Annotated in this window: 25 protein-coding genes and 1 pseudogene; 10 read left to right on the top strand and 16 right to left on the bottom strand. The window is 72.8% G+C overall.

Translation table 11 applies throughout. From position 1 onward, the window contains the following. Positions 1 to 5: 5 nt before the first annotated feature. Positions 6 to 1,637, top strand: coding sequence for an alkaline phosphatase D family protein (locus ACWC97_RS27680; protein ID WP_450652179.1), 1,632 nt, complete (start codon positions 6 to 8; stop codon positions 1,635 to 1,637). On the opposite strand, the gene ACWC97_RS27675 is transcribed toward ACWC97_RS27680, so the two are convergent. Continuing rightward, the gene (locus ACWC97_RS27675; protein ID WP_450652177.1) at positions 1,624 to 2,634 is read right to left on the bottom strand and encodes a Gfo/Idh/MocA family protein; all 1,011 of its coding nucleotides are present in this window, start codon (positions 2,632 to 2,634) and stop codon (positions 1,624 to 1,626) included. The two genes, ACWC97_RS27680 and ACWC97_RS27675, sit on opposite strands and share 14 nt — an antisense overlap. A gap of 84 nt (positions 2,635 to 2,718) precedes the next feature. On the opposite strand from ACWC97_RS27675, the gene ACWC97_RS27670 reads away from it, so the two are divergent. Together ACWC97_RS27670 and ACWC97_RS27665 are read left to right on the top strand one after the other, a co-directional pair. Next, on the top strand, positions 2,719 to 4,047 hold the full coding sequence (locus ACWC97_RS27670; protein ID WP_352277713.1) for a multidrug effflux MFS transporter: 1,329 nt from the start codon (positions 2,719 to 2,721) through the stop codon (positions 4,045 to 4,047). A gap of 115 nt (positions 4,048 to 4,162) precedes the next feature. Continuing rightward, positions 4,163 to 4,723 carry a cysteine hydrolase family protein gene (locus ACWC97_RS27665; protein WP_352277711.1) on the top strand — a complete coding sequence of 187 codons (561 nt, stop codon included), beginning with the start codon at positions 4,163 to 4,165 and terminating at the stop codon, positions 4,721 to 4,723. Positions 4,724 to 4,756: 33 nt separating this feature from the next. Here ACWC97_RS27665 and ACWC97_RS27660 read toward each other — a convergent pair. After that, positions 4,757 to 5,150 (bottom strand): annotated as a pseudogene (locus ACWC97_RS27660) (ABC transporter ATP-binding protein); the annotation flags it as partial. A 151-nt stretch (positions 5,151 to 5,301) separates the two neighbouring features. Next, positions 5,302 to 6,603: a hypothetical protein gene (locus ACWC97_RS27655; RefSeq protein ID WP_352277705.1), complete on the bottom strand. Its 1,302-nt coding sequence runs from the start codon at positions 6,601 to 6,603 to the stop codon at positions 5,302 to 5,304. Between the two features lie 140 nt (positions 6,604 to 6,743). Between ACWC97_RS27655 and ACWC97_RS27650 the strand changes: the two genes are divergently transcribed. Next, positions 6,744 to 7,742, top strand: a complete 999-nt coding sequence (locus tag ACWC97_RS27650) for a small ribosomal subunit Rsm22 family protein (protein WP_450652175.1) — start codon at positions 6,744 to 6,746, stop codon at positions 7,740 to 7,742. Between the two features lie 65 nt (positions 7,743 to 7,807). On the opposite strand, the gene ddaH is transcribed toward ACWC97_RS27650, so the two are convergent. After that, complete coding sequence (gene ddaH / locus ACWC97_RS27645) at positions 7,808 to 8,623, bottom strand: dimethylargininase (RefSeq protein ID WP_450652173.1); 816 nt, start codon at positions 8,621 to 8,623, stop codon at positions 7,808 to 7,810. Positions 8,624 to 8,946: 323 nt separating this feature from the next. On the opposite strand from ddaH, the gene ACWC97_RS27640 reads away from it, so the two are divergent. Further along, positions 8,947 to 9,693, top strand: coding sequence for a bifunctional DNA primase/polymerase (locus ACWC97_RS27640; RefSeq protein ID WP_352277700.1), 747 nt, complete (start codon positions 8,947 to 8,949; stop codon positions 9,691 to 9,693). Positions 9,694 to 9,847: 154 nt separating this feature from the next. Here ACWC97_RS27640 and ACWC97_RS27635 read toward each other — a convergent pair whose 3' ends face one another. The 7 genes from ACWC97_RS27635 to ACWC97_RS27605 form a co-directional block, all read right to left on the bottom strand. Continuing rightward, positions 9,848 to 10,786, bottom strand: a complete 939-nt coding sequence (locus ACWC97_RS27635; protein ID WP_450652269.1) for a hypothetical protein — start codon at positions 10,784 to 10,786, stop codon at positions 9,848 to 9,850. Continuing rightward, entirely contained in the window at positions 10,719 to 11,702 is a 984-nt protein-coding gene (efeU, locus tag ACWC97_RS27630; protein ID WP_450652171.1) for an iron uptake transporter permease EfeU, read from the bottom strand. The genes ACWC97_RS27635 and efeU overlap by 68 nt, the downstream gene beginning before the upstream one ends. Before the next feature lie 30 nt (positions 11,703 to 11,732). Further along, positions 11,733 to 13,019, bottom strand: coding sequence for an iron uptake transporter deferrochelatase/peroxidase subunit (gene efeB, locus ACWC97_RS27625; RefSeq protein ID WP_450652169.1), 1,287 nt, complete (start codon positions 13,017 to 13,019; stop codon positions 11,733 to 11,735). A gap of 22 nt (positions 13,020 to 13,041) precedes the next feature. Then, positions 13,042 to 14,178, bottom strand: a complete 1,137-nt coding sequence (efeO, locus tag ACWC97_RS27620) for an iron uptake system protein EfeO (protein ID WP_450652167.1) — start codon at positions 14,176 to 14,178, stop codon at positions 13,042 to 13,044. A gap of 189 nt (positions 14,179 to 14,367) precedes the next feature. Then, a complete protein-coding gene (locus ACWC97_RS27615; protein ID WP_450652165.1) occupies positions 14,368 to 15,225 on the bottom strand; it encodes a heme ABC transporter ATP-binding protein in 858 nt (285 codons plus the stop codon). Then, complete coding sequence (locus tag ACWC97_RS27610) at positions 15,222 to 16,325, bottom strand: FecCD family ABC transporter permease (protein WP_392278703.1); 1,104 nt, start codon at positions 16,323 to 16,325, stop codon at positions 15,222 to 15,224. Before ACWC97_RS27610 ends, ACWC97_RS27615 begins: the two co-directional genes overlap by 4 nt. Then, complete coding sequence (locus ACWC97_RS27605) at positions 16,322 to 17,401, bottom strand: heme/hemin ABC transporter substrate-binding protein (RefSeq protein ID WP_450652163.1); 1,080 nt, start codon at positions 17,399 to 17,401, stop codon at positions 16,322 to 16,324. The genes ACWC97_RS27610 and ACWC97_RS27605 overlap by 4 nt, the downstream gene beginning before the upstream one ends. 132 nt (positions 17,402 to 17,533) lie before the next feature. Here ACWC97_RS27605 and ACWC97_RS27600 point away from each other — a divergent pair, with 132 nt between their 5' ends. Continuing rightward, positions 17,534 to 18,958 (top strand): HtaA domain-containing protein, encoded by a 1,425-nt coding sequence (locus ACWC97_RS27600; RefSeq protein WP_450652267.1) that lies wholly within the window; start codon positions 17,534 to 17,536, stop codon positions 18,956 to 18,958. 62 nt (positions 18,959 to 19,020) lie between these two features. Continuing rightward, complete coding sequence (locus tag ACWC97_RS27595) at positions 19,021 to 20,598, top strand: HtaA domain-containing protein (protein ID WP_450652161.1); 1,578 nt, start codon at positions 19,021 to 19,023, stop codon at positions 20,596 to 20,598. 78 nt (positions 20,599 to 20,676) lie between these two features. Here the strand turns inward: ACWC97_RS27595 and ACWC97_RS27590 are convergent, their stop codons facing one another. Together ACWC97_RS27590 and map are read right to left on the bottom strand one after the other, a co-directional pair. Continuing rightward, on the bottom strand, positions 20,677 to 21,339 hold the full coding sequence (locus ACWC97_RS27590; RefSeq protein ID WP_450652159.1) for a biliverdin-producing heme oxygenase: 663 nt from the start codon (positions 21,337 to 21,339) through the stop codon (positions 20,677 to 20,679). A 244-nt stretch (positions 21,340 to 21,583) separates the two neighbouring features. Next, positions 21,584 to 22,441, bottom strand: a complete 858-nt coding sequence (gene map / locus ACWC97_RS27585; protein WP_450652157.1) for a type I methionyl aminopeptidase — start codon at positions 22,439 to 22,441, stop codon at positions 21,584 to 21,586. A 58-nt stretch (positions 22,442 to 22,499) separates the two neighbouring features. Here map and ACWC97_RS27580 point away from each other — a divergent pair, with 58 nt between their 5' ends. Beyond that, a complete protein-coding gene (locus ACWC97_RS27580) occupies positions 22,500 to 22,736 on the top strand; it encodes a hypothetical protein (protein WP_352277686.1) in 237 nt (78 codons plus the stop codon). Between the two features lie 9 nt (positions 22,737 to 22,745). Here ACWC97_RS27580 and ACWC97_RS27575 read toward each other — a convergent pair whose 3' ends face one another. Then, positions 22,746 to 24,083, bottom strand: coding sequence for an MFS transporter (locus ACWC97_RS27575; protein ID WP_450652155.1), 1,338 nt, complete (start codon positions 24,081 to 24,083; stop codon positions 22,746 to 22,748). 58 nt (positions 24,084 to 24,141) lie between these two features. Beyond that, on the bottom strand, positions 24,142 to 24,744 hold the full coding sequence (locus tag ACWC97_RS27570; RefSeq protein WP_352277683.1) for a hypothetical protein: 603 nt from the start codon (positions 24,742 to 24,744) through the stop codon (positions 24,142 to 24,144). A gap of 119 nt (positions 24,745 to 24,863) precedes the next feature. Here ACWC97_RS27570 and npdG point away from each other — a divergent pair, with 119 nt between their 5' ends. Both npdG and ACWC97_RS27560 read left to right on the top strand, forming a co-directional pair. Next, positions 24,864 to 25,574 carry an NADPH-dependent F420 reductase gene (npdG, locus tag ACWC97_RS27565; protein ID WP_366297916.1) on the top strand — a complete coding sequence of 237 codons (711 nt, stop codon included), beginning with the start codon at positions 24,864 to 24,866 and terminating at the stop codon, positions 25,572 to 25,574. A 145-nt stretch (positions 25,575 to 25,719) separates the two neighbouring features. Next, positions 25,720 to 25,893 carry a hypothetical protein gene (locus tag ACWC97_RS27560; protein WP_352277680.1) on the top strand — a complete coding sequence of 58 codons (174 nt, stop codon included), beginning with the start codon at positions 25,720 to 25,722 and terminating at the stop codon, positions 25,891 to 25,893. A gap of 29 nt (positions 25,894 to 25,922) precedes the next feature. Here the strand turns inward: ACWC97_RS27560 and ACWC97_RS27555 are convergent, their stop codons facing one another. After that, positions 25,923 to 26,729, bottom strand: a complete 807-nt coding sequence (locus ACWC97_RS27555) for a site-2 protease family protein (RefSeq protein WP_385204963.1) — start codon at positions 26,727 to 26,729, stop codon at positions 25,923 to 25,925. Positions 26,730 to 26,749 lie beyond the last annotated feature (20 nt).

Genomic DNA, 26,749 nt, shown 5'->3' with positions numbered 1-26,749 from the left:
GACAGATGACAGACACATCCGACCACCGGCGGGAGCTCCGCCGGGCCGCCGAACACGTCGGGCGCCGCCGCTTCCTCACCGTCACCGGGGCCGCCGCCGCGCTGGCCTTCTCGGTCAACCTGCCGACCGCCGGCGCCGCGAGCGCCGCCGAACTGGACGGCCGGAGGCTCACCGACGACCCGTTCACCCTCGGCGTCGCCTCCGGCGACCCGCTGCCCGACTCGGTCCTGCTGTGGACCCGGCTCGCGCCCCGCCCCTACGAGCCCGGCAGCGGCATGCCCCGGGCCCGGGTCCAGGTCGGCTGGGAGCTCGCCCGCGACGAGCGCTTCCGCCACGTCGTCCGGCGCGGAACCGCCACCGCCCACCCGGAGTTCGACCACAGCGTCCACGTCGAGGTCAAGGGCCTCGACGCCGACCGGCTCCTCCACTACCGCTTCCGCGCCGGGAACTGGACCAGCCCCGTCGGCCGGACCCGCACCGCCCCCGCCCCCGGCGCCCGCAACAGCGCACTCAGCCTGGCCGCCGTCTCCTGCCAGGCCTACCACGACGGCCACTTCACCGCGTACCGCCACCTCGCCCGGGAGGACGTCGACGTCGTCTTCCACCTCGGCGACTACCTCTACGAGTACGCCGTCAACGCCACCGGCGGCGCCCGCGGCTACACCGACCGGCGGCTCCCCGCCCACTTCGACCGGGAGACCCTGACGCTGGAGGACTACCGGCTGCGGTACGGCCTCTACAAGTCCGACCCCGACCTGATCGCCGCCCACGCCGCACACCCCTTCGTCGTCACCTGGGACGACCACGAGACCGAGAACAACTACGCGGGCGGGACCCCCGAGAACGACGTCCCGCCCGCCGAGTTCCTGCTGCGCCGCGCCGCCGCCTACCGCGCCTACTGGGAGAACCAGCCACTGCGCGCCCCGCAGCGCCCCACCGGCCCCGACATGCGGCTCTACCGGCGCCTCCGGTTCGGCCGGCTCGCCCAGTTCGACATCCTCGACACCCGCCAGTACCGCAGCGACCAGGCGTACGGCGACGGCTGGCAGCGGCCCGGACCGGAGTCCGAGGACCCGGCACGCACCATGACCGGCACCACCCAGGAACGCTGGCTGATCAACGGCTGGCGCACCTCCCGGGCCACCTGGAACGTCGTGCCCCAGCAGGTCGTCCTCGCCCAGCGGCGGGACGTGCCCACCGACGCCTTCAAACTCTCCATGGACGCCTGGGACGGCTACCCCGCCTCCCGCGCCCGCGTCCTCAGGGGCGCCGAGGAGGCCGGGGTCGCCAACCTGATGGTGCTCACCGGCGATGTGCACGTCGGCTACGGCTTCGACCTGAAGCGCGACTTCGACGACCCCGACTCCCGCACCGTCGGCACCGAGATCGTCGCCACCTCCATCACCAGCGGCAAGGACGGCTCGGACCGGCCCGGCAGCTGGAACAACCAGATGCGGGCCAACCCGCACATGAAGTTCTTCAACGGCCGGCGCGGCTACGCCGTCGTCACCCTCGGCCGGGAGGCGGCGCGCGCCGACTTCTGTACCGTCCCGGCCGTCACCACGCCCGGCGCGCCCCTCGCGACGGCCGCCTCCTTCGTCACCGAGGTCGGCAACCAGGGCCTTACCCCGGCGTGACCTCGTCCGCCGGGTAGCGGACGCCGATGCGGTCCCGTACCGCGTCGAGCGTCCGCATCACGGCGAGTGAGCCGTCCAGCGGCACCAGCGGCGACTCCGTCTCGCCCGCCCGCAGCGCCCGCGCCACCTCGGCCTGCTCGAACTGCATCCCGCGCAGCGCGGTGCCGGCCGGGGCGGTGAACTCCTCCGGCTCGTGGCCCTCCCGGTGCAGCACGAACCGCTCCGGGTAGAAGAAGCCGCGCGGGAACTCGATCCGGCCCGCGGTGCCGGTGACCGAGGCGGTCTGCGGGGTGTCCGCGACGATCGAGCAGTTCAGCAGCGCCGTGGCGCCCCCCGCACCGGACCAGCCCAGCAGCATCGAGGTGTGCAGATCGACGCCCTCCGGCGACAGCACCGCGTCGGCCCCCACCCGGTCCGGCTCGCCCAGCAGCAACTGCGCGAACGAGACCGGGTAGACCCCGAGGTCCAGCAGCGCGCCGCCGCCCAGCGCCGGGTCGCGCAGCCGGTGGCCGGGGCCGAACGGACCGGAGATCCCGAAATCCGCCTGCACGATGCGGATCTCGCCGATCGCCCCGTCCCGCACCAGCTCCGTCATCCGCCGGACCACCGGGTTGCAGTACGTCCACATCGCCTCCATCAGGAACACCCCGCGCTCCCGGGCGATCCCCACCAGCTCCCGCGCCTCCCGGGCGTTCAGCGTGAACGCCTTCTCGCACAGCACGGGCTTCCCCGCCTCCAGGCAGAGCCCGGCCGCCTCCCGGTGCGCCGAGTGCGGCGTGGCCACGTACACCACGTCCACCTCCTCGTCGGCGGCCAGCGCGGCCCAGTCGCCGTACGCCCGGGGGATCCCGAACCGGTCCGCGAAGGCGCGCGCCGAGGCGTCGGTCCGGGACGCGACCGCGACCACCTCCATGTCCGGCATGGACCGGAGATCCTCGGCGAACGTCGCGGCTATCCCGCCGGTCGCCAGCACACCCCACCGCACAGCACTGCTCACGCCTGTCATGCCCACTCCCCAGAGGTTCGACCAGTCCGGCTGAGCTGAGAGCATAGATGCGGATTCAACGACATGGAGATGAGCATGCCGGAGCACGGCGCGAGCCGGACCCAGCCGGAAAACCCACACATACCGACCGCCGAAGGCCCCGCGGCCTCCGGCACCCCCGCCCCGACCGGGGCCGCCGCCGAGACGACCCGGCGCACCGGGCTCCTGGTCACCCTGGTCCTCGGCGGCCTCACCGCGCTGCCGCCGCTCTCCATGGACATGTACCTCCCCGCCCTCCCCGAGGTCACCGAGTCCCTGAGCGCCCCCGCCTCGACCGTCCAGCTCACCCTCACCGCCTGCCTCACCGGCATGGCGCTCGGACAGGTCGTCGTCGGCCCGATGAGCGACCGCTGGGGCCGCCGCACCCCGCTGCTCCTCGGCATGATCGTCTACGTCGTCGCCACCGCGATCTGCGTCCTCGCCCCCACCGCCGGGCTCCTCATCGCCTTCCGCACCCTCCAGGGCCTGGCCGGTGCGGCGGGGATCGTCATCGCCCGCGCGGTCGTCCGCGACCTGTACGACGGCGTGGCGATGGCCAGGTTCTTCTCCACCCTGATGCTGATCTCCGGGGCCGCCCCGGTCGTCGCCCCGCTGATCGGCGGGCAGGTGCTCCGGTTCACCGACTGGCGGGGGGTCTTCGCCGTCCTCACCGTCGTCGGCCTGGTGCTCACCCTGGTGGTCTGGAAGTGGCTGCACGAGACCCTGCCCCCGGGGGAGCGGCACACCGGCGGGATCGGCGAAGCGCTGCGGACCATGCGCGGGCTCCTGGCCGACCGGGTCTTCACCGGCTACACCATCGCGGGCAGCCTCGCCTTCGCCGTCCTCTTCTCCTACATCAGCGCCTCGCCGTTCGTCGTGCAGGAGATCTACGGGGCGTCGCCACAGACCTTCAGCCTGCTCTTCGGCGTCAACTCGGTCGGCATGGTCGTCGTGGGCCAGATCAACGGAAAGCTGCTGGTCGGCCGGTTCAGCCTGGACAAGGTGCTCACCGTCGGCCTCACCGTCATCGTGCTGGCCGCGACCGCGCTGCTGCTGATGACCACCGGGGTCTTCGGTGACGTCGGCCTGGTCCCGGTCGCGTCCGGGCTGTTCGTGATGATGGCGGCGATGGGACTCGCGACACCCAACACCAATGCCCAGGCCCTGATGCGGACCAAGCACGCCGCGGGCTCCGCCTCCGCACTGCTGGGCACCTCGTCGTTCCTGATCGGCGCCGTCGCCTCGCCGCTCGTCGGCATCGCCGGTGAGGACACGGCCGTTCCGATGGCCGTGGTCCAGCTGGTGTGCGGAGTGGGCGCGATGGCGGCCTTCCTCGGGCTGTGCCGCCCGTGGCAGCAGCGGGCGGACGGACTGGAGCGCCTCTGACCCCGTATTCCGGGGCGCCACAGACACGCCCTAAGGTCGAGGCCGGGCCGGAACTCCCGCATGTGCGCGGGAAGTTCCGGCCCGGCCTCATCCGTACGCGTCCCCCGGAGCCGATATGAGCAGCGCCCTTCTCGTGATGGACGTCCAGCAGGACGTCGTGGACATCGCCGACGACGGAACCGGATACCTGCCGCGCGTCCGCAGGGCGATCGACGGGGCCCGGGCCGCCGGTATTCCCGTGATCTACGTGGTCATCGCGCTCCGCCCCGGCTTCCCCGAGGTCGGTACGCACAACAGGGCGCTCGCCGCCGTCGCGCGCAACGGCCTCCACGTCGAGGGCGCGCCGGGCACCGGGATCCACCCCGCGATCGCGCCCCTGCCGGGCGACGTCGTGGTCACCAAGCGGCGGGCGAGCGCGTTCGCGGGCAGTGACCTGGAGATGGTGCTCAGGGCGCGGGGCATCGACAGCCTCGTCCTCGCCGGGATCGCCACCAGCGCCGTGGTCCTGTACACCCTGTGCCAGGCGAACGACCTCGACTTCGGCCTCACCGTCCTGTCCGACGGCTGCTTGGACCTGGACCCGGAGACGCACCGGTTCCTGGTCGAGCGGCTCTTCCCTCAGTGGGCGGACGTCCTCACCGTCGACGACTGGCTCGCGGCGGTCGCCCCCCGGTAGCAGTCGGCCCGTGGGCGGACGGGACGGCCCCGGCACGAGCGTCCGGGCGTCGGGCCGGACGCCCGTGGCGTCCACCACCTGGATCCCGGCGGTGTCCTCGGCCGGCCGGCGCGTGGCCTCCGGGTCGGAGGTCAGCAACCGGAGGTCCAACGCGCGCCCCCGATCGGCCAGTTCGTTCAGCGGACCGGAGAAGACAACCCCGTCCGGTGGCGGGGATGGTGACCTCGGAGCAGAGCGCCTCCAGGCCGTCCGTGCGGTGGCTGGAGAGCACGGTGCCGGTGTCCTGCTCCGGCAGCCGGTTCAGCACACCGTGCACATGCTGCTTGCCGGCCGGGTCGAGGCCGTTGGACGGCTCGTCGTGCACGAGCGGCCGAGGCCGACCGAGCAGCGCGGCGGCCGGCCCGAGCCGCTGGCGAGACCCCACTGCTCGCGGCGTTGCCGAACCGCCCACGTGGCTCCTTCCCCGAGCTCTCGGCCCCGTTCGAGCAGGGGAGACCCCAACCGCGGACGCCCCGGCGCCTTGCGATCGCACGCACCGGACCCCGCTCCTTCACCCGCACTCATTCATCAGGCACCCCCTAGCGCGGGTAGCCGATCAGATGCGGCCGGTCCTTCTCGTCCGTCCAGCGGAACAGGCCGACGCCGTCCGAGGTCTCCATGCCCGGCACAAGCACGTTCGACGGCAGCGCCCCCGTCGAACCGCTGCGGACCGCCACCGCGACCGGGGCGCCCTCACCGGCCAGCACGTCCGCCGCGTTGCGCACGCTGGAGGCGCCGTACGCGGTGCCCTCGTCGTTCACCGAGGCCAGCGTCAGCGGCTTGGTTCCGTCGGCGCCCTCGAAGCAGAACCCCCGCTTCGTGGTCAGGTCGAAGGCGAGCGGCCCGGCCACCAGGTACGAACCCGAGGGCGCCGAGACGAGCTGCGGGTACTGCCCCGGCTTGATCGCGGGCTTGCTGCACTGCGTCGAGGCCAGCAGCTTGCCCGTCTCCGCGTCGTGCACCGCCCACATGTCGTGGGTGGCGGCCAGCTTCGCACCCTTCGCCAACTGCCACTTCGCGAGGATCAGCCCCGGCAGGAACGAGGTCGGGACGCCACTGGTCCGGTCCGTGCCCTTGGGCGCGACGTTCCGGCTGAACCAGCCGCCCTGCACCCAGAACTCCTTGGAGCCGCTGACCAGCAGGCCCTTCGTGGTGAGCCCGCGGACCTCGGTGAGCTGCTTGCAGGTCCCGCAGCCCTTCGGGTACTTCAGCGAGCCCGGGTCCACCTTCGTGATCCGGCCGCTCGTCGGGTCGACCACCGCACTGTTGGTGCGGCCGTCGCTGACGAGGATGCCGGGGCCGGTCGTCGAGACCGTCGGGACCGAGTTCCACGGCACCTCGACCCGGCGCCGGGAGCCGTCCTCCACGTCGTACACGTCCAGCGACACGATCGTGTCGGCCGGGGTCAGCGCGTTCTCGCCGACCTTGCCGTACGCCCAGGTGACGAAGTACTCGTGGTCGTCGACGGTGACCGACAGCAGCCTCGGGAACTTCTTGGGCGACGGCGGCCGCCAGCTCTCACCGTGCCAGCCCCGCCGGCCGGTCTTCGGGTCGATCGTCTGGAGCTGGTACGTACCCTCCGAGACCCGCACCAGATACGCCAGACCGCCGGTGGTCCGGGATATCGCGTAGTCGGGCGACGTCCCGATGAGCTCCCAGCCGTGCTCGGTGGAGTACGCGGCCGGCACGGTGAGCTGGGTCACCCCGGCCGGTTCCTCCTTGGCCCGCTTCTCCGGTTCCTTCGTGCTCTTCGCGCCGCTGCCACAGGTGGCGAGCAGCAGGAGCGGGACAAGTACGAGCACTCCGCCGGCCAGAACCAGGCGCACGATCTTCTGTCTCATGGTTTCCCTCGGTGGGCATCCCGACCTCGCGGCGGTCAGCGTAGCAACTCGGGCACGCTTCTCGGCAGTTCGGATTCCACACAGTTCTACGCGGATAGCGCGGCGGTCGCGGGTGCGTCTTCTTTGCCTACAATTCGCCGGTGAACGCCACCCCTCCTCTCGCGGAAACGTTGCGTGCGGCGCTGGCCGGACTGCTCGACGGACTGCCGCCCAAGCAGGCCGCCCAGGCCGTCGACCGGCTCATCGCCAACTACCGGGGGACCACCCCGACCGACGCCCCGGTGCTCCGCGACCGCTCCGACGTCGCCGCGTACGCCGCGTACCGCATGCCCGCCACCTTCGAGGCGGTACGGTCCGCCCTCGCCGCGTTCCGGGCCGCCGCCCCCGACTGGGTGCCCGCCACCCACACCGACGTGGGCGGCGGCACCGGCGCCGCGACCTGGGCCGTGGCCGGGGCCTGGGACGGGCCGCGGACGACCGTGCTGGACTGGGCGGAGCCCGCCCTCGCCCTCGGCCGCGAGCTGGCCGGGCTCTCCGGCGTCCCCGCGCTGCGCGGGGCCGAATGGCGCCGGGCCCGGATCGACGCCGGCCTCGACCTGGCCCCCGCCGACCTGGTCACCGTCTCCTACGTGCTCAAGGAGCTGACCCCGGCCGCCCGCACCGCCCTCGTCGACGCCGCCGCGGCCGCCGCCCAAGCGGTGGTGATCGTCGAACCCGGCACCCCGGACGGCTACGCCCGTGTCATCGAGGCCCGCGACCGGCTGACCGCCGCCGGGCTGACCGTCGCCGCCCCCTGCCCGCACAGCGGGACCTGCCCCATCGAGCCGGGCACCGACTGGTGCCACTTCGCGGCCCGGGTCAGCCGCTCCTCGCTGCACCGCCGGGTCAAGGGCGGCTCCCTGCCGTACGAGGACGAGAAGTTCGGGTACGTCGTGGCGACCCGCTTCCCGGTCGCCCCCGCCCCGGCCCGGGTCACCCGCAAGCCCCAGATCCGCAAGGGACAGGTCCTGCTCGACCTGTGCACCCGCGAGGAGGGGCTGCGGCGCGAGACCGTCACCAAGCGCCACGGCGGGCTGTACCGGGCCGCCCGGGACACCGCGTGGGGCGACGCGTGGCCGCCGCCCGGCGACGAGGACTGAGCGGCCCGGTACAGCCCGGACCCGGCGGGTGGCCTCCGACCGGCCGAAGACCACCCGGCAGGCGCTCAGCCCCGCAGCTCCTGCGTGCAGCACTTCACGCTGCCGCCGCCCTTCAGCAGCTCGCCCAGGTCCATCGGCAGCGGCTCGAAGCCCCGCGCCCGCAGCGGGTCGAAGAGCCCCGTCGCCCCCTGCGGCAGCAGCACGTGGAGCCCGTCGCTCACCGCGTTCAGCCCGAGCGCGGCGGCGTCCGCCTCCCGGGCGATCAGCGCGTCCGGGAAGAGCCGGGCCAGCACGGCCCGGCTGCCCGGGGAGAAGGCGTCCGGGTAGTACATGACCTCGTCGCCCGCCTCGTCGAGCACCGACAGCGCCGTGTCCAGGTGGTAGTAGCGCGGGTCGACCAGGTCGAGCCCGATCACCGGCCGGCCGAAGAACTCCTGCGCCTCCCCGTGCGAGAGCGGGCTGGACCGGAAGCCCCGCCCGGCCAGCACGTACGAGGCGGTGACCGCGAAATCGCCCTCGCCCTCGTTCACGTGGTCCGGTTCGCGGATCTCGGTGAAGCCGTGGGCCCGGAACCAGTCGCGGTGGGCACCCGCCTCCTCGTACCGCTCCCGGTACGCGAAGCGGGCGCCCAGCACCCGGCCGTCGACGACGGTGGCGCCGTTGGCGGCGAACACCATGTCGGGCAGGTCCGGACGCGGGTCGAGCAGCTCCACGGTGTGCCCGAGGGCGCGGTACCGGTCGCGCAGGTCCTCCCACTGGGTCCGGGCCAGCGCCAGGTCCACCGGCTTGCTGGGGTCCATCCAGGGATTGATGGAGTACGTCACCCTGAAGTGCGTGGGCGCGCACATCAGGTAGCGGCGGGGTGTGGCTTCACGAGGCAAGGACAGCTCCTCACGAATGGCAGGGATCGCCTGCCGGGGGCGGCGCACGGATCGGTGCGTGTGCCCATGGTCCGCTCTGCGGGCGGCCGCGAACAGTGATCCGATCGGGTGGTTCCGTACGCCCGGGGAACGGCGGTGCGAGGCGCCCCGGGCCCCGTCCTGTACGGGCCGACGCACGGACCCGTATCCACCATTTCGTGACAAGTGCGGGCATATGGCCAAGGTCATCGTCCGGTCATCCGTACCCCGCTTCCGAACTCCGGCCACCTGGAGCGCAGGATGGTGGGACCATGGGCGTGGGCAAACTTGAGGTAAGGGGATAGATGGGCGCCGATTTCGGCCGTTATCGCGGCTCAGAGAGCAAACTTTCCCAATGGCTTCGCCGTCGGCCCAGACCCCAGCAGAGCGGGGTCGACGACACCGCCCGGGAGGCGCTGCTCCTCGCCGTCGCCGAAGCCGGAATGCCGATCGCGCCGGCCGCCCACCCGGTCGGGTACCGATGTTCCTGCGAACGCATCGGCTGTCCCACCCCCGCCCGGCACCCCCTCTCCTTCGCCTGGCAGACGCAGTCCACCACCGACCGGGCACAGATCGAGCGCTGGGCCCGCAGCCAGCCGCAGGCCAACTTCATCACCGCGACCGGCATGATCCACGACGTCCTCGACGTGCCGCTGTCCGCGGGCGGCCGGGCGTTGGAGCGGCTCCTCGCCGCGGGGGTCGAGGTCGGACCCGTCGCCCGGTCCGGGGACGACCGGATGCTCTTCTTCACCGCCACCCGGGGCACACCCGAGGACGAGGACGAATGGTGGCCGTGCGAGCTGGACTGCCACCCCGAGACGATGGACGAGCACCCGGGGATGCGCTGGCACTGCCGGGGCAGCTACGTACTGCTGCCGCCCGCCCGGCTCCCCGGCGAGCTGGACGTGGCCTGGGTGCGCGGGCCGGAGCATCCGCTGCCCGACCCGCTGACCCTGCTGGAGACCCTCACCGACGCCTGCGCGCGGTACGCCGACGAGGCCGACCAGAGCGAACTGGACCATGACGCGGTGGCCTGGCCGCTCAGTCGTTGAACCCTTGAATTGCCGTTTTTCCGAAGTGCTGAGTTCCTGAGTGCTGATGTCCTGAGTTCCCGAGTACCGGATTCCCGAGTACGGGGTCCCCGAGGAGGGCGGTGGCCCGGCGCGGCGCGTCCGGGCCGGCCCCGTCGAGCGCCGCCCGCGGCCGTCAGGACCCCTTCGCCGCCGTCAGGCCCGGCAGCCGGTTCAGGACGACGACCTTGCCGCCCCCCTGCGACGAGCTCTTTTTCGGGACGTACACCAGTTCGCTGGAGATCCGCTCCTTGGTGAGGGTCGAGCGCACCTCACCGGTCAGCAGCGCCTCCACGTCCGCGTTGAGCGGCGGGCGCATCCCCTCCGCGGCGGTCTGCCGCTCGAAGTGCTTGCTGCTGAAGAAGACCAGCGCCCCGCCGTCCTCCGTCTCCAGCCCGAGCGGCGCGAAGGCACCGCTGTCCAGCGGCTGGTCGATGTACTGGTACGAGAAGCCGGCCTGCCGCGTGGTGCGGCGCGTCTCCCGCCAGCCCGAGGTGGCGGTGCCCGGCGCGAAGACGTCCGGGCTGCCCTTCTGGAGGTACTCCGTGTACTGGGCGCTCAGGTCCTTCGGCGCGACGGCCGTCGCGGCACTGTCCGCGGCCACCGGCCGGGCCGTGCCATCACCGTTCCTGGCGAGGGCGGGCAACTGGTCGGGGGCGATCACCGACAGATAGGCGGCCTTCCAGCCGTCGCCGGGACCGGACTTGACGAAGACGATCAGCCAGCGGGTGTCGAGCTTCCCGCTGTCCTGGTCGCGGTCGGAGTCGGTGTCCGCGAGGAACCAGCGCGGCCAGCCCGCCTTCTTCGGGATGAGGTAGGTGGCGTCGGACAGCACCAGCGGCCGGTGGTCCGGGTTGCCGTCCGGGTGGCTCTTCCGCCGCGCCTTCAGCCCGGCCTGGTTGATCGCCCCGAGCGAGCCGGTGACCCGGTCCTCGTCGAGGGCCGGGTCGTAGGCCTTGTCCGCCGCGTTGTACGCGGCGGTGAAGTCCTTCAGGGCCTGCGCGGCCTCAGCCCTGGTTGCCGCCGGCACCACTGCCAGCTCGCCGTGCACCGTCACGCAACCGCTCGCCGTCATCGACAGCACCGTCGCCGCCGCGAGCCCCGTCGCCAGCCGAACCGGTCTCAGACTTCTCATCCGTTGCTTTCCGCGCCTTCTGATCCGTCGCCCCTCCGGAAGGGGCCCCTGCCCGTCCGAACCCTACCGGGGCGAGGAACAGCGCGAGGGTGGGGATCAGATACAGCGCCCACACCGTGACCTGAAGGACGGTCGGGTCGGGCTGGAAGTTGAACGTGCCCTTGAGGAGGGTGCCGTACCAGCTGTCCGGCGGGATCGCGTCGCTGATGTCGAACGCCTGGTTGTGCAGGCCGCCGATGAACTCCGCCTCCTGGAGGTCGTGGACGCCGTAGGCGAGGACCCCGGCGGCGACGACGACCAGCATGCCGCCGGTCCAGGTGAAGAACTTCGACAGGTTGATCTTCAGGGCGCCCCGGTAGAAGAGCCAGCCGAGCACGACCGCCGCGGCGATACCGAGGAGGGCGCCGATCATCGGATGCCAGCCGTCGTCCGCCGCGTGCACCGCACGCCACACGAACAGCGAGGTCTCCAGCCCCTCCCGGCCCACCGCGAGAAGGGCCGTGGCCACCAGCGCGCCGGTGCCCATCGCGAGCGCCGCGTCCAGCTTGCCGTGCAGCTCCGTCTTCAGATGGCGCGCGGTGCGCCGCATCCAGAAGACCATCCAGGTGACCAGACCGACCGAGACGATCGACAGTGAACCGCCGAGCGCCTCCTGCGCCTTGAACGTCATCTCCTGCGAGCCGAATTCGAGCCCGGCGCCGAACGCCAGGCTGACGACGACGGCGATGGCGACACCGATCCAGATCGGTACCAGCCTGTCCTTGTTGCCGGTCTTCACCAGATAGGCGATGAGGATGCAGACGACCAGGCTGGCCTCAAGACCCTCGCGCAGGCCGATCAGAAAATTGCTGAACACGTTTCGGTTCTCCTTCTGTCCCGAGTCCCGTTACGAGAACAGCGCCCGGCCCCACCAGTCGTCCTTGTCGCGGACGCCCGGCGGGACGGCGAAGTGCGCCGAACCCACGTGCTGGATGTACTCGTTGAGTGCGTCGTGTGCCGCCAGGCGCCGCTGGAGCGGGATGAACGCCTTGCGGGTGTCGCGCTGGTACGCGAGGAAGAACAGCCCGGCGTCGAGCCGGCCGAGGCCGTCCGTGCCGTCGGTGAACGAGTAGCCCCGGCGCAGGATCATCACCCCGTCGTTGCTGCTCGGGTGGGCGAGCCGTACGTGCGCCGTCGGCTTCATGGCCTTCAGGAACGGCTCGTCGTGCTCCTTGGACTTCCCGGCCGGGGCGCCCTCGCCCTTGTCGCGGCCGAAGACGTCCTCCTGCTCCTGGAGCGAGGTGCGGTCCCAGGTCTCGATGTGCATCCGGATGCGGCGGGCCACCAGGTACGAACCCCCGGCCATCCACTCGGCGCCGCCCTTGCCGTCGGCCCACACATGGTGGTCCAGGGCGGCGTTGTCGGTGCCGGAGACGTTCCGGGTGCCGTCCTTGAAACCGAACATGTTGCGCGGGGTCTGGGCGTCCGGGGTCGTCGAGGACGTCTTGCCGAAGCCCAGCTGGGACCAGCGGATCGCGGCCCGGCCCATGGCGATCCTGGCCAGGTTGCGGATGGCGTGCACCGCGACCTGCGGGTCGTCCGCGCACGCCTGGACGCACAGGTCGCCGCCGCTGCGGGCCGGGTCCAGGTTGTCCCCGGGGAACTTCGGCAGGTCCACCAGCGCGTCGGGCCGCCTGTCCTCCAGGCCGAACCTGCCCTTGGCGAAGAGCGAGGGGCCGAAGCCGATGGTGAGCGTCAGCCGGGACGGCTTGAGCCCGAGCGCCTCGCCCGTGTCGTCCGGCGGGGCCTCGGCGAGACCGCCGTACGCCCCGTCGCCCACCGCGTGCCCGGCGGTCATCCGCTCCGCCGCCCGCGTCCACTCCTTGAGCAGCGCGACCAGCTCGGCGCGGTCCTTGGTCGTCACGTCGAACGCGGCGAAGTGCAGCCGGTCCTGCACGGCGGTGGCGATCCCGGCCTGGTGCGCCCCGTGGAACGGCACCGCCGAGCCGCTGTCCGCGGCCGGCACCGCGTCGTCGCCGTCGCGCACCGCGGCGACCGCGCCACCGGCCGCGACGGCACCCAGCGCGAGCCCCGCGCCGCCCCAGCCGAGCAGGGCGCGGCGGGACGGGGCGGTGCGGGCGGCCGGCTCCGGGGCCGGTTCGGCGGCGGCGTCGGACTGTGTCTGTTCGGACATGACCAGAGCCCTCCGGATTCCGTTACTTCGTCACCGCGGCGGCGAGCCGGGAGAGCGGCTCGGCCAGGGCGTTGACCGCGTCCGACAGCGCCTTGCGGTCCGCCTTGCCGACCTTGTCGTAGCTGACGAACGCGTAGGAGCCCTTGTCCTCGCGGTACTTGTCGAGCAGCGTGTTCAGCTCGGCGAAGCGCTTGTCCAGGGTGGTGGTCAGCGCCGCGTCGTTCTTCACCGCGATCGGCCGCAGGAGCTGGTAGGACTTCTCGGCGCCCTCGACGTTGCCCTTGAAGTCGACCAGGTCGGTGTGGCTGTAGCGCTCCTCCTCACCGGTGACCTTGCCGGTGGCGACCTCGTCCAGCAGCTCCTTGGCGCCGTTGGCCATCGAGGTCGGGGTGATGTCGGCGGTGCCGACGCGCTTCTGCCAGTCCAGCAGGTCCTTGTAGAGGGCCGGGGCGAGCGCCTTCTCCTCGGCGCCCAGCTTCTTCTCCTGCCACAGCGCCTTCTCCAGGCGGTGCCAGCCGGTCCACTTCTGGCCGTCCTCCAGGCCGTCCTCGCGGATGTCGACCTTCGGGTCGATGTCACCGAAGGACTCGGCGACCGGCTCGGTGCGCTCCCAGCCGAGCCGGGAGTCGGCGTAGAGCTTCTTCGCGGCCTCGATGTCGCCGGCGGCGACGGCGTCGGTGAACTTCTTGGCCTTCGGCAGCGTCTCGTCGGCCTGCGCCTGCACATAGGTGCGGTACTCGGCGACGGCCTTGTCCATCTCGGGGCTGCGCTTGGCGGCGGTCCCGCCGGTGATCTCCAGCTTCTGCCGGATGCCGTGGCCCTTCATGCCGGGCTTGCAGGCGATCTCGTACGAACCGGCCTTGATCTCGGCGGTGATGGTGGCCTTGGTGCCGGGGCCGATGTTCTCGCGCTCGGCGACGATGCGGTCGTCCGGGAACAGGACGTAGACCTCGGTGACCTTGGAGCCCTTGTTCTGCACGGCCAGCTCGATGTGACCGGCCGGCAGCTCCTTCTTCGACACCTCGCAGGAGTCGTCCTTCGCGACGACCTCAAGGGCCTTGTCGCCCTTGCCGTCGCTCTTCTGCGCGCATCCCGTGACGGCGGTCAGGGCGGCCACCGTGGCGGCAGCGGTGACGACGGAGAAACGAACGGCTCGCATGCGGGCTCCACAAGGGGACGAAGAGAAGCGGGAGAACAACGGACAGAGACAAGTGAGGCGGACCTAACTTAACCGAGGCTTACCTGAGCCGTACCCACTCGTGCAGTGATTCAGCTCTCATCCCGGGGGTACGGGAACGGGTCGATCACGGGTGGCCCATGAAGGGCTCACGGGACGGTAAAGCGAAGGTCAAGCGCCTCGGTCCGGTACGACCAGCGGCACCCCGGTCCGCGGGTGCGGGAACACCTCGACCGGCTGCCGGTAGACCTCGCCGAGCAGCGCGCCGGTGAAGACCCCGGCCGGCGGTCCGGCCGCCGCGATCCGCCCGCCGTGCAGCACCGCGACCCGGTCCGCGTACGCCGCCGCGAGCCCCAGGTCGTGCAGGACGACCACGACCGCGTCGCCCGCGGCGGCCCGCTCCCGGCAGATCCTCAGCACCAGTTCCTGGTGGCGCAGGTCGAGCGCGGCGGTCGGCTCGTCGAGCAGCAGCAGCGGAGCGCGCTGCGCCAGCACCCGGGCCAGTGCGACCCGGGCCCGCTCGCCGCCGGAGAGCGCGGAGAAGGGGCGTTCCGCGAACGCGGTGACCTCGGTCGCCGCCATCGCCCCGGCGACCGCCGGCCCGTCCTCGTCCGCCCGCTCCGTACCGGCCCAGGGCGCCCGTCCCATCCGGACCACGTCCGCCACCGGGAACGGGAACGACAGCGTCGCCGACTGCGGCAGCACCGCCCGGCGCAGCGCCAGTTCGGCGGCCGACCACGCACCGGCCGGGCGCCCGTCGACCAGGACCTCGCCCCGCCCGGCGGGCAGATCGGCGGCCAGCGCCGCCAACAGGGTGGACTTCCCGGCCCCGTTGGGCCCCACCAGCGCCAGCACCTCGCCCGCGCGCACGGCCAGGTCGACCCCGTCCAGCACCGGCCGCCGCCCCAGCGCCACCCCCAGCCCACGGGCCTCGGCGACGGTGGCGCCGGGGGCGAAGGGGGTGGGCAGCCGCCGCTCCCGTACCCGGAACGGCATCCGGGCGGCCCAGGTGTTCCTCGGTGACGTCATGCCCAACCACCTTGCTTGCGACGGGTCCTGCGCAGCAGCCAGAAGAAGAACGGGCTGCCGATGAGCGCGGTCAGCACACCGAGCGGCAGTTCGGCGGGGGCGGCGACGGTACGGGCCGCCAGGTCGCCCGCCACCAGCACCAGGGCGCCGCCGAGCGCGCTGCCGGGGAGCAGGAAGCGGTGACCGGGGCCGTTCGCCATCCGCAGCAGATGCGGCACCAGCAGTCCCACGAACGTGATGATCCCGGCGACCGCCACCGCGGCGGCGGTCAGCAGCGCCACCACCAGCACCAGCACCACCCGGAGCCGCTCGACGTCGACCCCCAGGTGGCGGGCGGGCCGCTCACCGAGCGCGAGGAGGTCCAGCCGCCGGGCGTGGAACGGCGCGACGAACAGCCCGAGCAGCGCGCACGGCAGCACGGCGAGCACCTTGGGCCAGGTCGCCTGGGCCAGCGAGCCCAGCTGCCAGAAGGTGATCTGGGAGATCTGCGCGTTGTCGGCGAAGAAGACGAACAGCCCGATCAGCGCCCCGGCGAAGGCGTTGACCGCGATCCCGGTGAGGATCAGCGTCACCACCTCGGTCCGCCCGCCCGAGCGGGAGAGCGCGTACACCAGCAGGACGGTCACCAGCCCGGCGGCGAACGCGCAGACGGTCACGGTCCAGTTGCCGAGGAAGGTCAGCCCGAGGGCGATCGACCCGACCGCGCCGACCGCCGCGCCGGAGGAGATCCCGATCACCCCGGGCTCGGCCAGCGGATTGCCGAACACGCCCTGCATCAGGGCGCCCGCGCAGCCCAGCGACGCCCCGACCAGCAGGGCGAGGACGACCCTCGGCAGCCGTACGTTCCACAGGACGCTCTCGCCGACCCGGTCGAGCGCGGCCCCGCCGAGGCCCAGCCGGTGCTGCACGGAGCCGAGTACGTCGCCGAGCGGGATGCCGTACGCCCCGGTCCCGGCGGAGACCAGGCAGCACACCAGGAGGGCGGCGAGCAGCCCGGCGGTCAGGAGGAAGGACGAGGAGCGCCGGGGCCCGCGCGGCGCGGGCGTCCCGGGTGTCCCCGGGGCGTCGGCGCGGGGGAGCGGCGGGGAGGCGGTGGTCATCCTTCCGCCCCGCTCTCCGGGTGGAGCTTCGCGACCAGTTCGGCGAGCACCCGGTCCGTGCGCGGCCCGTAGTTCAGCAGCACCCCGTCGTCGACGGCGACGATCCGCCGGTCGAGGCCGGCGGGCGTCTCGGCGATCCCGGGGAGCTTCAGCAGCCCGTCGACGCCGCCCACCGATTCGAGCCCCTTGCGCATCACCAGGAAGACGTCGGGGGCGGCCTTCGCCAGGGCCTCGCTGGTGATCGCGGTGAAGTCCTTCGTCAGTCCGGAGGCCTTGCCCGCGTCGACCCCGCCCGCCGCCTCGATGAGCGAACTCGCGCCGGACTCCCGGCCGCCCAGCAGATGGACGGAGGCGGAGCCGCGCAGATAGAGGAAGGCGACGCGGGGCTTCTTCCGCCCGTCGGCCGGGGCGGGTACGGACGTGCGTACGGCGTCGATGCGCGAGGCGGTCCGCGCGTCCAGTTCGGCGCCCGCGTCCGGGACGCCCAGGGCGGCGGCCACGGCCTCGATCCGGCGGCCCACGTCGGAGAGTTGTTCGGCGGGCTTGACGACGATGAGCGGGATACCGGCCTCCCGGATCTGCTCGACGGCCTCCGCCGGGCCGGTGGTGGTCTCGGCGAGCACCACGGTCGGCCGCAGCGACAGCACGCTCTCCGCCGACACGTCATGGGCGCGGGTCACCACCGGGAGCTTCGCGGCCTGTTCGAAGGTGGCGGTGACGTCCCGGGCCACCACCTTCGGCCCGAGGCCCAGGGTGAAGACGATCTCGCTCAGCCCGCCGCTCAGCGGGACGATCCGGTCCGCCGATGTGACGGTGGTCCGGGCGCCGTCCGCCGACCTCACCGTGGCGGGCAGCTTTGGCCGCGGGGTGGCGGCCAGCGGCTCGACCCGGTCGGCGGTGGCCGCCGCCCCGGTGGCGGCCGGGGCAGCGCCGTCCGTGCCGCCGGTGGTGGCGCCCGCGCAGCCGGTCAGGGCGAGGGCCAGGGCGAGCCCGGCGGCCGGGGCGCCGAGCCGGCCGCGGGCCGGGGCCCGTGGGGGCCGTCGGCCCGGCGGGGCGAAGTCCGGGGAGAAGCGCACGGGGCACCGTCCTGTTCTCGTGCGGGGCAGTTCGTCATGGTCTGTCAGCAAGCGCTGCGGAAGGGGTTCCTCCGGATGACCTGCTTAGCTTAGGTTAGCCTTACCTTAATTTCCATGTCCCGGAGGGGTTCCATGCTGTCGCCCAGACCTGCCCGCACACTCGCCGTCACGCTGCTGCTGACAGTGCTGGGCGCCGTGCTCCCGGCCGCCGCCGCACAGGCGGCGACGGCCCGTACGGTGCAGGGCGGCAGGCTGGACTGGGCCGTCAAGTCCTCCTTCCAGAGCTATGTGACCGGGCCCATCGCACAAGGCAGTTGGAGTCTGACCGGCGGCGCCGCCACGGCCGGCGGCAGCCAGTTCCGCTTCCATTCCGCCACCGGCTCGTACGCCCCCGAGACCGGCGCGTTCACCGCGCGCTTCGCCGGCGGGGTGCGCTTCCTGGGCCACCCGAAGTCCGGCGGCGGCCATGAACTCGACCTCACCATCAGCCGCCCCTCCGTCCGGATCGCGGGCGGCACGGGCACCCTGTTCGCGGACATGGTCAGCAAGGACCGGGGCAGCGGCCGGGTCACCTCGACCGCCCAGGTGCCGCTCGCGACGCTCGGCCTGTCCGGGATCGACATGCGCGGCGGCTCCACCCCGGTCGTCCTGCGGGGCGTCCCGGCGACCCTGACCGCCCAGGGCGCGAAGGCGTTCGCGGGCTACTACCCGGCGGGCACCCCGCTCGACCCGGTCAGCCTCTCCGTGGACACCATCGCCCCGGCCGGACAGCCCGCAGCCTCCAAGTCCCCCGGAAAGAAGGCGGGTTCGACGCCGAAGACGGAGAAGCCCGCGAAGGGGGCCGCCGGGCGCATCGAGGACGCCGCCGTCGACTGGGGCGTGCGCCGCACCTTCCGCGAGTACGTCACCGGCCCGGTCGGCAAGGGGAAGTGGACCCTCGCCGACGGGGCCCGGGACGGCGGGGCGCTCTTCCGCTTCCCGCGCGGAACGGGCACGTACGACCCGGCGAAGCGCACCCTGGACGCCGAGTTCGCGGGCAGCGTCCGCTTCACCGCCGCCGACGGGCTCGACCTGGAGCTCTCGGCGGTCGCCGTCCGGATCGAGGCGGGCCGGGGCACGCTCCTGGCCGACGTCCGCAGCGACGGCGAACGGCGCCGGGCCGTCCCGCTCGTCACCTTCCCCGCGAAGGACCTCGCGCCGAAGAACGGGCTCGCCGTCCTCACCGAAGCCCCCGCCACCCTGACCAGCGGCGGCGCGAAGACCTTCGGCGCCCTCTACCGGGCGGGCACCGCGATGGACCCGGTCTCGCTCGCCGTCGCCGTCGACACCGGGGCCGAACTGCCCGCCCTGCCCGACCTGGGCAGCGACCCGTCGCCGGACCCCGCCGCCACCGCGTCCACCACCCCCGCCGCTCCCGCCACCGGGCGGGCCGCCGCGAGCACCGACTCCCGCACCGGCGCGTACCTCGCCGCCGGCGGCGCGACCGTCCTCGTGGCCGCGGCCGGCACGTTCCTCCTGATCCGCCGTCACCGCACCACGCGGACCGACGACCAGTAACCCCCCGTTCATCCCCCTTCCCTCATCCCCCTTTCCTTCCCTCCCCGAGGAGATCAACGACCATGGCAGCAACCCGCCGCCGCACAGCCCGTACCGCCGCGGTCGCCACCGCGGCCGCGCTCGGCGCCACCGTGTTCGCCCTTCCCGCGCTCGCCGACACCACCACCGGTGCCCAGGCGTCCGCCGCCGCGCCGACGATGGAACTGACGGACGGCACACTGGAGTGGGGCGTCAAGGAGTCCTTCCGCACGTACCTCGCCTCGCCGTTCTCCGGCGGGAGGATCACCGTCCGGGACGGTGCCGTCCAGGCGCCCGACAACGGGGTGTTCACCTTCTCCGGCGGCAGGGGCAGCTACGACACGACCACCCACGGCACCGACACCGCCTTCGCCGGCGGGGTCAACTTCTTTGCCCACGGCGGCGTCCTCGACATCACGATCTCCGACGTGAAGCTGGCCACCACCCGGACGGGCGGCACCATCACCGTCGACGTGACCACGCCCGAGGGCACCGAGGACGACGTGGACTTCGCCGACCTCGACCTCTCGTCGGTCAAGCCCGGCCGGGGCGAGGGCGGCACGATGGTCTTCGCGGACATCCCGGCGACGCTCACCAAGGCGGGCTCCGAGGCGTTCAACGGCCAGTACAAGGAGGGCGACGCGCTCGACCCGGCCACCCTCTCCGTGAAGGCGGTCACACCCCCCACCACCGGGCCCACCGAGCAGCCCACCACGGAGCCGACCGGGAAGCCCACCACCGGACCGACCGCCCCCGCCTCCCCGTCCCCCACGGACACCGGGAAGCCCGGCACGGAGAAGCCCACCGACAGGCCCACCACCGACAAGCCGGCCGCCGCCCGGGGCGAGATCCTCGACGGCACCCTGGACTGGGGCGTCAAGAAGTCCTTCCGTACGTACGTCACCGGCCCGATCGCCCACGGCAAGGTCGAGACGGCGGGCGGCGCCACCGCCACCGGCGGCGGCTACCGCTTCCCCGACGCCACTGGCCGCTTCGACGCGGAGAAGCAGACCCTGAACGCCGCGTTCGACGGCACGGTCCGTTTCCTGGGCCACGAGGAGAACGGCGCGTACACGCTCGACCTCTCCCTCACCGGCATGGAGATCCGGCTGAACGGCACCAGGGGCACCCTGGTCGCGGACGTCACCACCAAGGACCGCACCACCAAGAAGGTCTCCACGTACACCGGCCTGACCGTCGCCGACCTCACGCTCCCCGCGGGCACGTTGGCCGCGAAGGACGGCGTGGTGACGCTCACCGCCGTCCCGGCGACGCTCACCGCCGACGGCACCAAGGCGTTCGGCGGCATGTACGGGGCCGGTGAGAAGCTCGACGCCCTCACCGTCGCGGTCGCCCTCGACAAGGACGCCGAACTCCCGGGCACCACCGGCGGATCCGGCTCGACGGGCGGCGATGCGGCCACCGGCGACTCCGGCTCCACCGGCGGACTCGCGGGCGGTTTGGTCGGTGGCGGTTCGGTGGGCGGTTCGGTCGGCGGAGCGGGCTCGCTCGCCGCCACCGGCTCCGACGTCCCGGCCGGCGCCCTGATCGCCGCCTCGGGCGTGGTCGTGGCGGCCGGTGCCGGGGCGGTGGCCGTGGCCCGTCGCCGCCGTACCGCCTGAGCGTCCGCGGACACGGAAAGGGGCGGGTCCGGTACCTCCCGTACCGGACCCGCCCCTTTTCGACCCCGACGCGCGGTCCTACGCGCTGAGCGGGAACTCCTCGCCCAGCTCCCGGAAGACCGCGGTGTTCAGCGCGAACGCGCGCCGGCACTCGTCCACGATCCGCTGCTTCTCCAGGTCGTCCACCTCCACCGCGTCCAGCAGCTCGCGGTAGTCCCGCTTGAAGGAGGCGGGGTTGGCTATGCCCTCGAAGACGTAGAACCGCACCCCGTCGCCCTTGCGCGCGAAGCCCCAGGTCCGCTCCGCCCGGTCGCGGATGATCTGGCCGCCGGAGAGGTCGCCGAGGTAGCGGGTGTAGTGGTGCGCGACGTAACCGGCCGGCCAGTCCCGGGCGCACTCGGCGACCCGGCCGGCGTACGCGGCCGTGGCGGGCAGCGGCTCCAGCCCCTCGCGCCAGTCCGCGCCGCGCAGATGGGCCAGATCGCGCTCCAGCTCGGCGGTGCGCATCAGCTCGGGGCGGATGAAGGGACCGGCGACCGGGTCGTCGGCCAGCTTGCGTGCCCCCTCCTCCAGCGCCCGGTACACGAACCACAGCTGCTCGGTGTAGCGGGTGTACGCGTCCACACCCAGACGGCCGCCCAGCAGGTCACCCATGAAGGCCGAGGACTCCGCCTCGGTGTGCTGCTGGTGCGACGCGGTACGGATGAGCGTCGAGAAGGGGGTGGCGGCGGTTGCGTCCAAGGCGGGCCTCCGGGGCCGAGAGGGACAGTACGTCCGGGAAAACGCGGATAAAACGCCAGCTCCCACCCGTCACGGCGGAGTCGGCGACACGTCCGATCCTGCTACTTAGGTTTACCTAAGTCAACAGCTTGCCGACGAAGTGTCGGTAAAACTACCGACAGTCTGTCGGCAAGAACGCACCGCGCACACGCGAAAGCGGCCGCCCCGGGGGACGGCCGCTTTCGGTTCCGGTGGACGGACCGGGTTACGGGAGGGTCAGGATCTCGGCGCCCGTCTCCGTCACCACCAGGGTGTGCTCGAACTGCGCGGTGCGCCTGCGGTCCTTCGTCACCACGGTCCAGCCGTCGTCCCACATGTCGTAGTCGTGGCTGCCGAGCGTGAGCATCGGCTCGATGGTGAACGTCATCCCGGGCTTCATCACGGTGGTGGCGTGCGGGCTGTCGTAGTGCGGGACGATCAGGCCGGAGTGGAACGAGGAGTTGATCCCGTGCCCGGTGAAGTCCCGCACCACGCCGTAGCCGAAGCGCTTGGCGTACGACTCGATGACGCGCCCGATGACGTTGATCTGGCGGCCCGGCCGGACCGCCTTGATCGCCCGGTTCAGCGACTCCTCGGTGCGCTCCACGAGCAGCCGGGACTCCTCGTCCACCTCGCCGCAGAGGTACGTGGCGTTGTTGTCGCCGTGCACACCGTGGATGTACGCCGTCACGTCGAGGTTCACGATGTCGCCGTCGCGCAGCACCGTGGAGTCCGGGATGCCGTGACAGATCACCTCGTTGAGCGAGGTGCACAGCGACTTGGGGAAGCCGCGGTAGCCGAGCGTCGAGGGGTAGGCGCCGTGGTCGCACATGAACTCGTGGGCGACCCGGTCGAGTTCGTCGGTGGTGACGCCGGGGGTGATGCGCTTCGCGGCCTCGGCCATCGCCTGGGCGGCGATCCGGCCCGCGATCCGCATCCGCTCGACGGTGTCGGCGTCCTGGACCTCGGGGCCGGTGTACGGGGTCGGGGCCGGCTTGCCCACGTATTCGGGGCGCCGGATCTTTCCGGGCACGGTGCGGATGGGAGAGATCTCCCCGGGTACGAGCAGCGACTGGCCAGACATGTCAGCGAGTCTAACCAGCGTGCTTGGGGCAGCATGGCCCCGAGGGAAGGAGACCCCGATGGCCCTGTTCAAGAAGCGCACGGTGGGCAAACCGGGCGAGTGGTACTACTGCCTGGAGCATCACAAGGTCGAGGAGGGCCCCGAGTGCCCGGCCAAGGACCGCTTCGGCCCGTACACCTCCCGCGAGGAGGCCCAGCACGCCATGGACACCGCCCGGGAACGCAACCTGGAGTGGGAGAACGACCCCAAGTGGCACGACCGGGACACGGACACCCCGCCCGACCGGGAGGGGTGAGCGCCGGGCTCACGCCCCGGAGAGACCGGCCTCCGGGGCCGGGGCCGCCGTCTCCGTCGCCCCGGCCTCCTTGGCCCGCCGCCTGCGCAGCGCGTCCTCGTCGGTCTCGGAGTCGTAGGTGAGCAGCTTGGGGAGCAGGGCGGAGAGCAGCGCGACCGAGGCCACGCAGGCCACGCCCCCGCTCCAGACCGCCGCCCTGGTCCCCGTCCAGCCCGCCATCGCGCCGGCCCGCACCTGACCCAGTTGCGGGCCGACGCTGTACGAGAGCACCTCGATGCCCGCCAGCCGTCCCCGCAGCTCCTCCGGGATGGTCTGGTTCCAGATCGTGGAGCGGCCGAGCCCGCTGAGCATGTCGCCCGCGCCCGCCACCGCCAGGCAGACCAGCACCAGCCACACGTTGCCGAACCACCCGGCCCCGACGATCGCCAGCCCCCAGACGGCGGCCCCGAACACCACGAACAGCCCGTGCCGCCGCACCCGGGAGGTCCAGCCGCTGGTCAGGCCCAGCACCAGCGACCCGACCGAGCCGGCGGCGTACATCAGCCCCAGCGACCAGTCGGCGTGCAGTTCGTCGGCGAGGAAGGGGAAGACCGCGTTCGGGAAGGCGAAGAACATCGCCGCCATGTCGATCGCGTACGTCCCCAGCAGCACCGGCCGGCTCCAGGCGTACCGGGCGCCCTCCACGATGCCGCGCAGCGACGGCTTGGTGTTCTCCTGGACGGGCGGCGCGGGCGTCAGCCGCAGGCACAGCACCACGGAGACGGCGAAGGTGGCCACCGTGACGGTGTACGCGGTGGCGTGACCGGCGTAGGCGACCACCAGCCCGGCCACCGCCGGGCCGGTGATCGCGCCGAACTGCCAGCGCAGCGAGTTCAGCGCGGCGGCCGCGGTCTGCTGCTCGTGCGGCACGATCCGGGCCATCAGGGAGTCCAGCGCGGGCCGCTGGAGCCCGGAGAGCGCGGAGACCCCGGCCGCGACCACGTACAGCGGCCAGAGCAGCGGGGTCGGCAGCGCCGCGTTGACCAGGAGGATCAGGGCGAGCAGCCCCAGCCCCGCCTCCGTCGCCAGGATCACCTTGCGGCGGTCCACCGCGTCCGCCAGCGCCCCGCCGTACAGGCCGAAGACCACCAGCGGTACGAGCTCCACGGCGCCCATCGCGCCGACGGCCAGCGGGGAGCCGGTCAGTTCCTTGATCTGGAGCGGCAGCGCGATCATCGCCATGAAGCTGCCGAAGTACGTCACCAGGCCCTGGACCCACAGCAGCCGGAAGTCGGCGGAGGAGCGCAGCGGCGAGAGGTCGGGGAGGAGCGAGGCCGGCCGGGCGGCCGGGGATGGAGCAGAGGTCACGGAGGGCCATGCTCCGAGCCCCTCGCCGTCACCGCAACGGAATTTCCGCGGGCCGGTGTCACCAGCGGGCGGGCGGCGGGGCGGTCAGCCGGTCGGCGAGCCGGGACAGCCGGTCCCGGAAGCCGCGGCGGCCGCGCGGGGCGGGGGCGCCGTTCTCCCCGGCCGCCGCGCTCACCAGGTGCTGCACGGTGTCCAGGTCGATGTCGTCGGCGTCGGTCACGGTGAGCGCCTCGTGGGCCAGGCCGAGCACCTCCGGGTCGCCGCCGTTCAGCGAGAGCACCGTGGCCCCGGCGCGTCGCGCGCCGTGCACCCGCTCCAGCAGCCCGGCACCGGCCTGCCCGGGGGCCACCAGCAGCAGCGTCTCGCCCCGCCCGGCCGTCTCGATCCGGCCCGGACCGACCGACAGATGCGCCGGGCCGCCCGGCTCCACCCGGTGGCGCACCAGGGTGGGGGCCAGCTCGGGCAGCCCCGACCAGGTGGACTCGTCGGTCAGATGGGCCGCCAGGTGCCACGGCTCGTACGCCTCCGTCCCCACCAGCAGCAGACCGCCGCCGTGCGGGACGACCGAGGAGCGCAGGGTCCCGGCGAACCGCCGGGTGGCGGTGGGCCACTCGGTCCCGGCGAGCACTTCACGGAGCAGGGCGACGCGTACGGCATCCATGGCCCGGCATGTTCCCCCGGTGACCGGGCCCCGCGCCGCGGAACCTCGGCGGACCACCCGAAAGGGGACCTCCGGGTGACAGCGGGTCCGTTCACGTGACAAGCAGTAATGTCGGAGCCATGACTACGAAGAGCAATGACCAGGCGGCCAAGCCGCCCGCCAAGGACCCCTGGGACCTTCCCGACGTCTCCGGGCTGACCGTCGGCGTGCTCGGCGGCACCGGCCCCCAGGGGCGCGGCCTCGCCTACCGGTTCGCCCGCGCCGGACAGCGGGTGGTCGTCGGCTCCCGGGCCGCCGACCGCGCCCGGACCGCCGCCGAGGAGATCGGCCACGGCGTGGAGGGCGCGGACAACGCGGAGTGCGCCCGCCGCAGCGACATCGTGATCGTCGCCGTGCCGTGGGACGGCCACGCCAAGACCCTGGAGTCGCTGCGCGAGGAGCTGGCGGGCAAGCTCGTCGTCGACTGCGTCAACCCCCTCGGTTTCGACAAGAAGGGCGCCTACGCGCTCAAGCCCGAGGAGGGCAGCGCCGCCGAGCAGGCCGCCGCCCTGCTCCCCGACTCCCGGGTCACCGCCGCCTTCCACCACCTCTCCGCGGTGCTGCTCCAGGACGAGTCGATCGAGGAGATCGACACCGACGTGCTGGTCCTGGGCGAGGCCCGCGCCGACACCGACACCGTCCAGGCCCTGGCCGGCCGGATCCCCGGCATGCGGGGCGTCTTCGCCGGGCGGCTGCGCAACGCCCACCAGGTCGAGTCGCTGGTCGCCAACCTGATCTCGGTCAACCGGCGCTACAAGGCGCACGCCGGTCTGCGGACCACCGACGTCTGAGCCGGTCCCGCACGCCCCCGGGGCCGGTACGCCCCCGGGCCCCGCACCCGCCCGGACATGCTCCGGGGCCACCCTCCGGCGGACGGAAAGGGGCATGGGGGACACTGGACGGGACCGAGCACCACCCCCGACAGGAGCCGCCCCCATGCCCCGACTCGCTCTCTACGCCATCGCCGTCTGCGTCCTGGCGGTCGTCGCGGCCGTGATCTCGTTCGTGCAGGGCAGCCTGCTGGGCATCGTCTGGGTGCTGCTGGCCGGGCTCTCCTCGAACATGGCGTGGTTCTACCTGCGCAAGGAGCGTGCGCGCACCACCGGGTGAGGCACCGGCAGCCGGTCACCGGCGGCTTGTCACCGGCCGGCGCGGCACACCGGGTACTCGGCGTCCCAGTGCTCCCAGAAGCGGTAGGCGGCCCGTCCGCACTCCGTGTCCAGCCCGTGCACGCCGAGCGACTCCAGCAGCCCCCGGACCCCGTCGAAGAACGCCTGGTTGATCCCCGGGATCCACAGCACGGCGAAGACCACGAGCAGCCCGTACGGCGCGTACGGCGCCACCGCGCGCCGCACCCCGTACGGCAGCCAGGGCTCGATCACCCCGTAGCCGTCCAGGCCGGGCACCGGCAGCAGGTTCAGGATCGCGGCGGTCACCTGGAGCAGGGCCAGGAAGGCCAGCGCGTACCGGAACTCGGCGGGCACCCCGCTCAGCGCGTCCAGCCAGAACGGCGCCGTGCACACCACCGCGAACAGCACGTTGGTCAGCGGCCCCGCCACCGAGACCAGGCTGTGCTTCCACCTCCCGTGGATCCGGCCCCGCTCGATGAAGACGGCGCCGCCGGGCAGACCGATGCCGCCCAGGATCACGAACAGCACCGGCAGCACGATGCTGAGCAGGGCGTGCGTGTAGGCGAGCGGATTGAGGGTGAGATAGCCCTTGGCGGCGACCGAGACGTCCCCGCTGTGCAGGGCGGTCCGGGCGTGCGCGTACTCGTGCAGACAGAGGGAGACGACCCAGGCACCCGTGACGAAGACGAAGGCCGCGAGGCCGTACGGGTATCCGGCACCGGCCCACACCGCCCAGCCGGCCACCGCCGTCACGGCGGCGATCCCGAGGAAGACCGGGCTGATCCGCCGGTCGCTGCGGGCTGCTGCGGGGGGCATCGGCGACTCCAGGGGGAGGG

The organism is Streptomyces sp. NPDC001108, assembly GCF_053598535.1.
The sequence above is the reverse complement of the archived record's forward strand: the minus strand, read 5'-3'. Positions and strand labels throughout refer to the sequence as shown.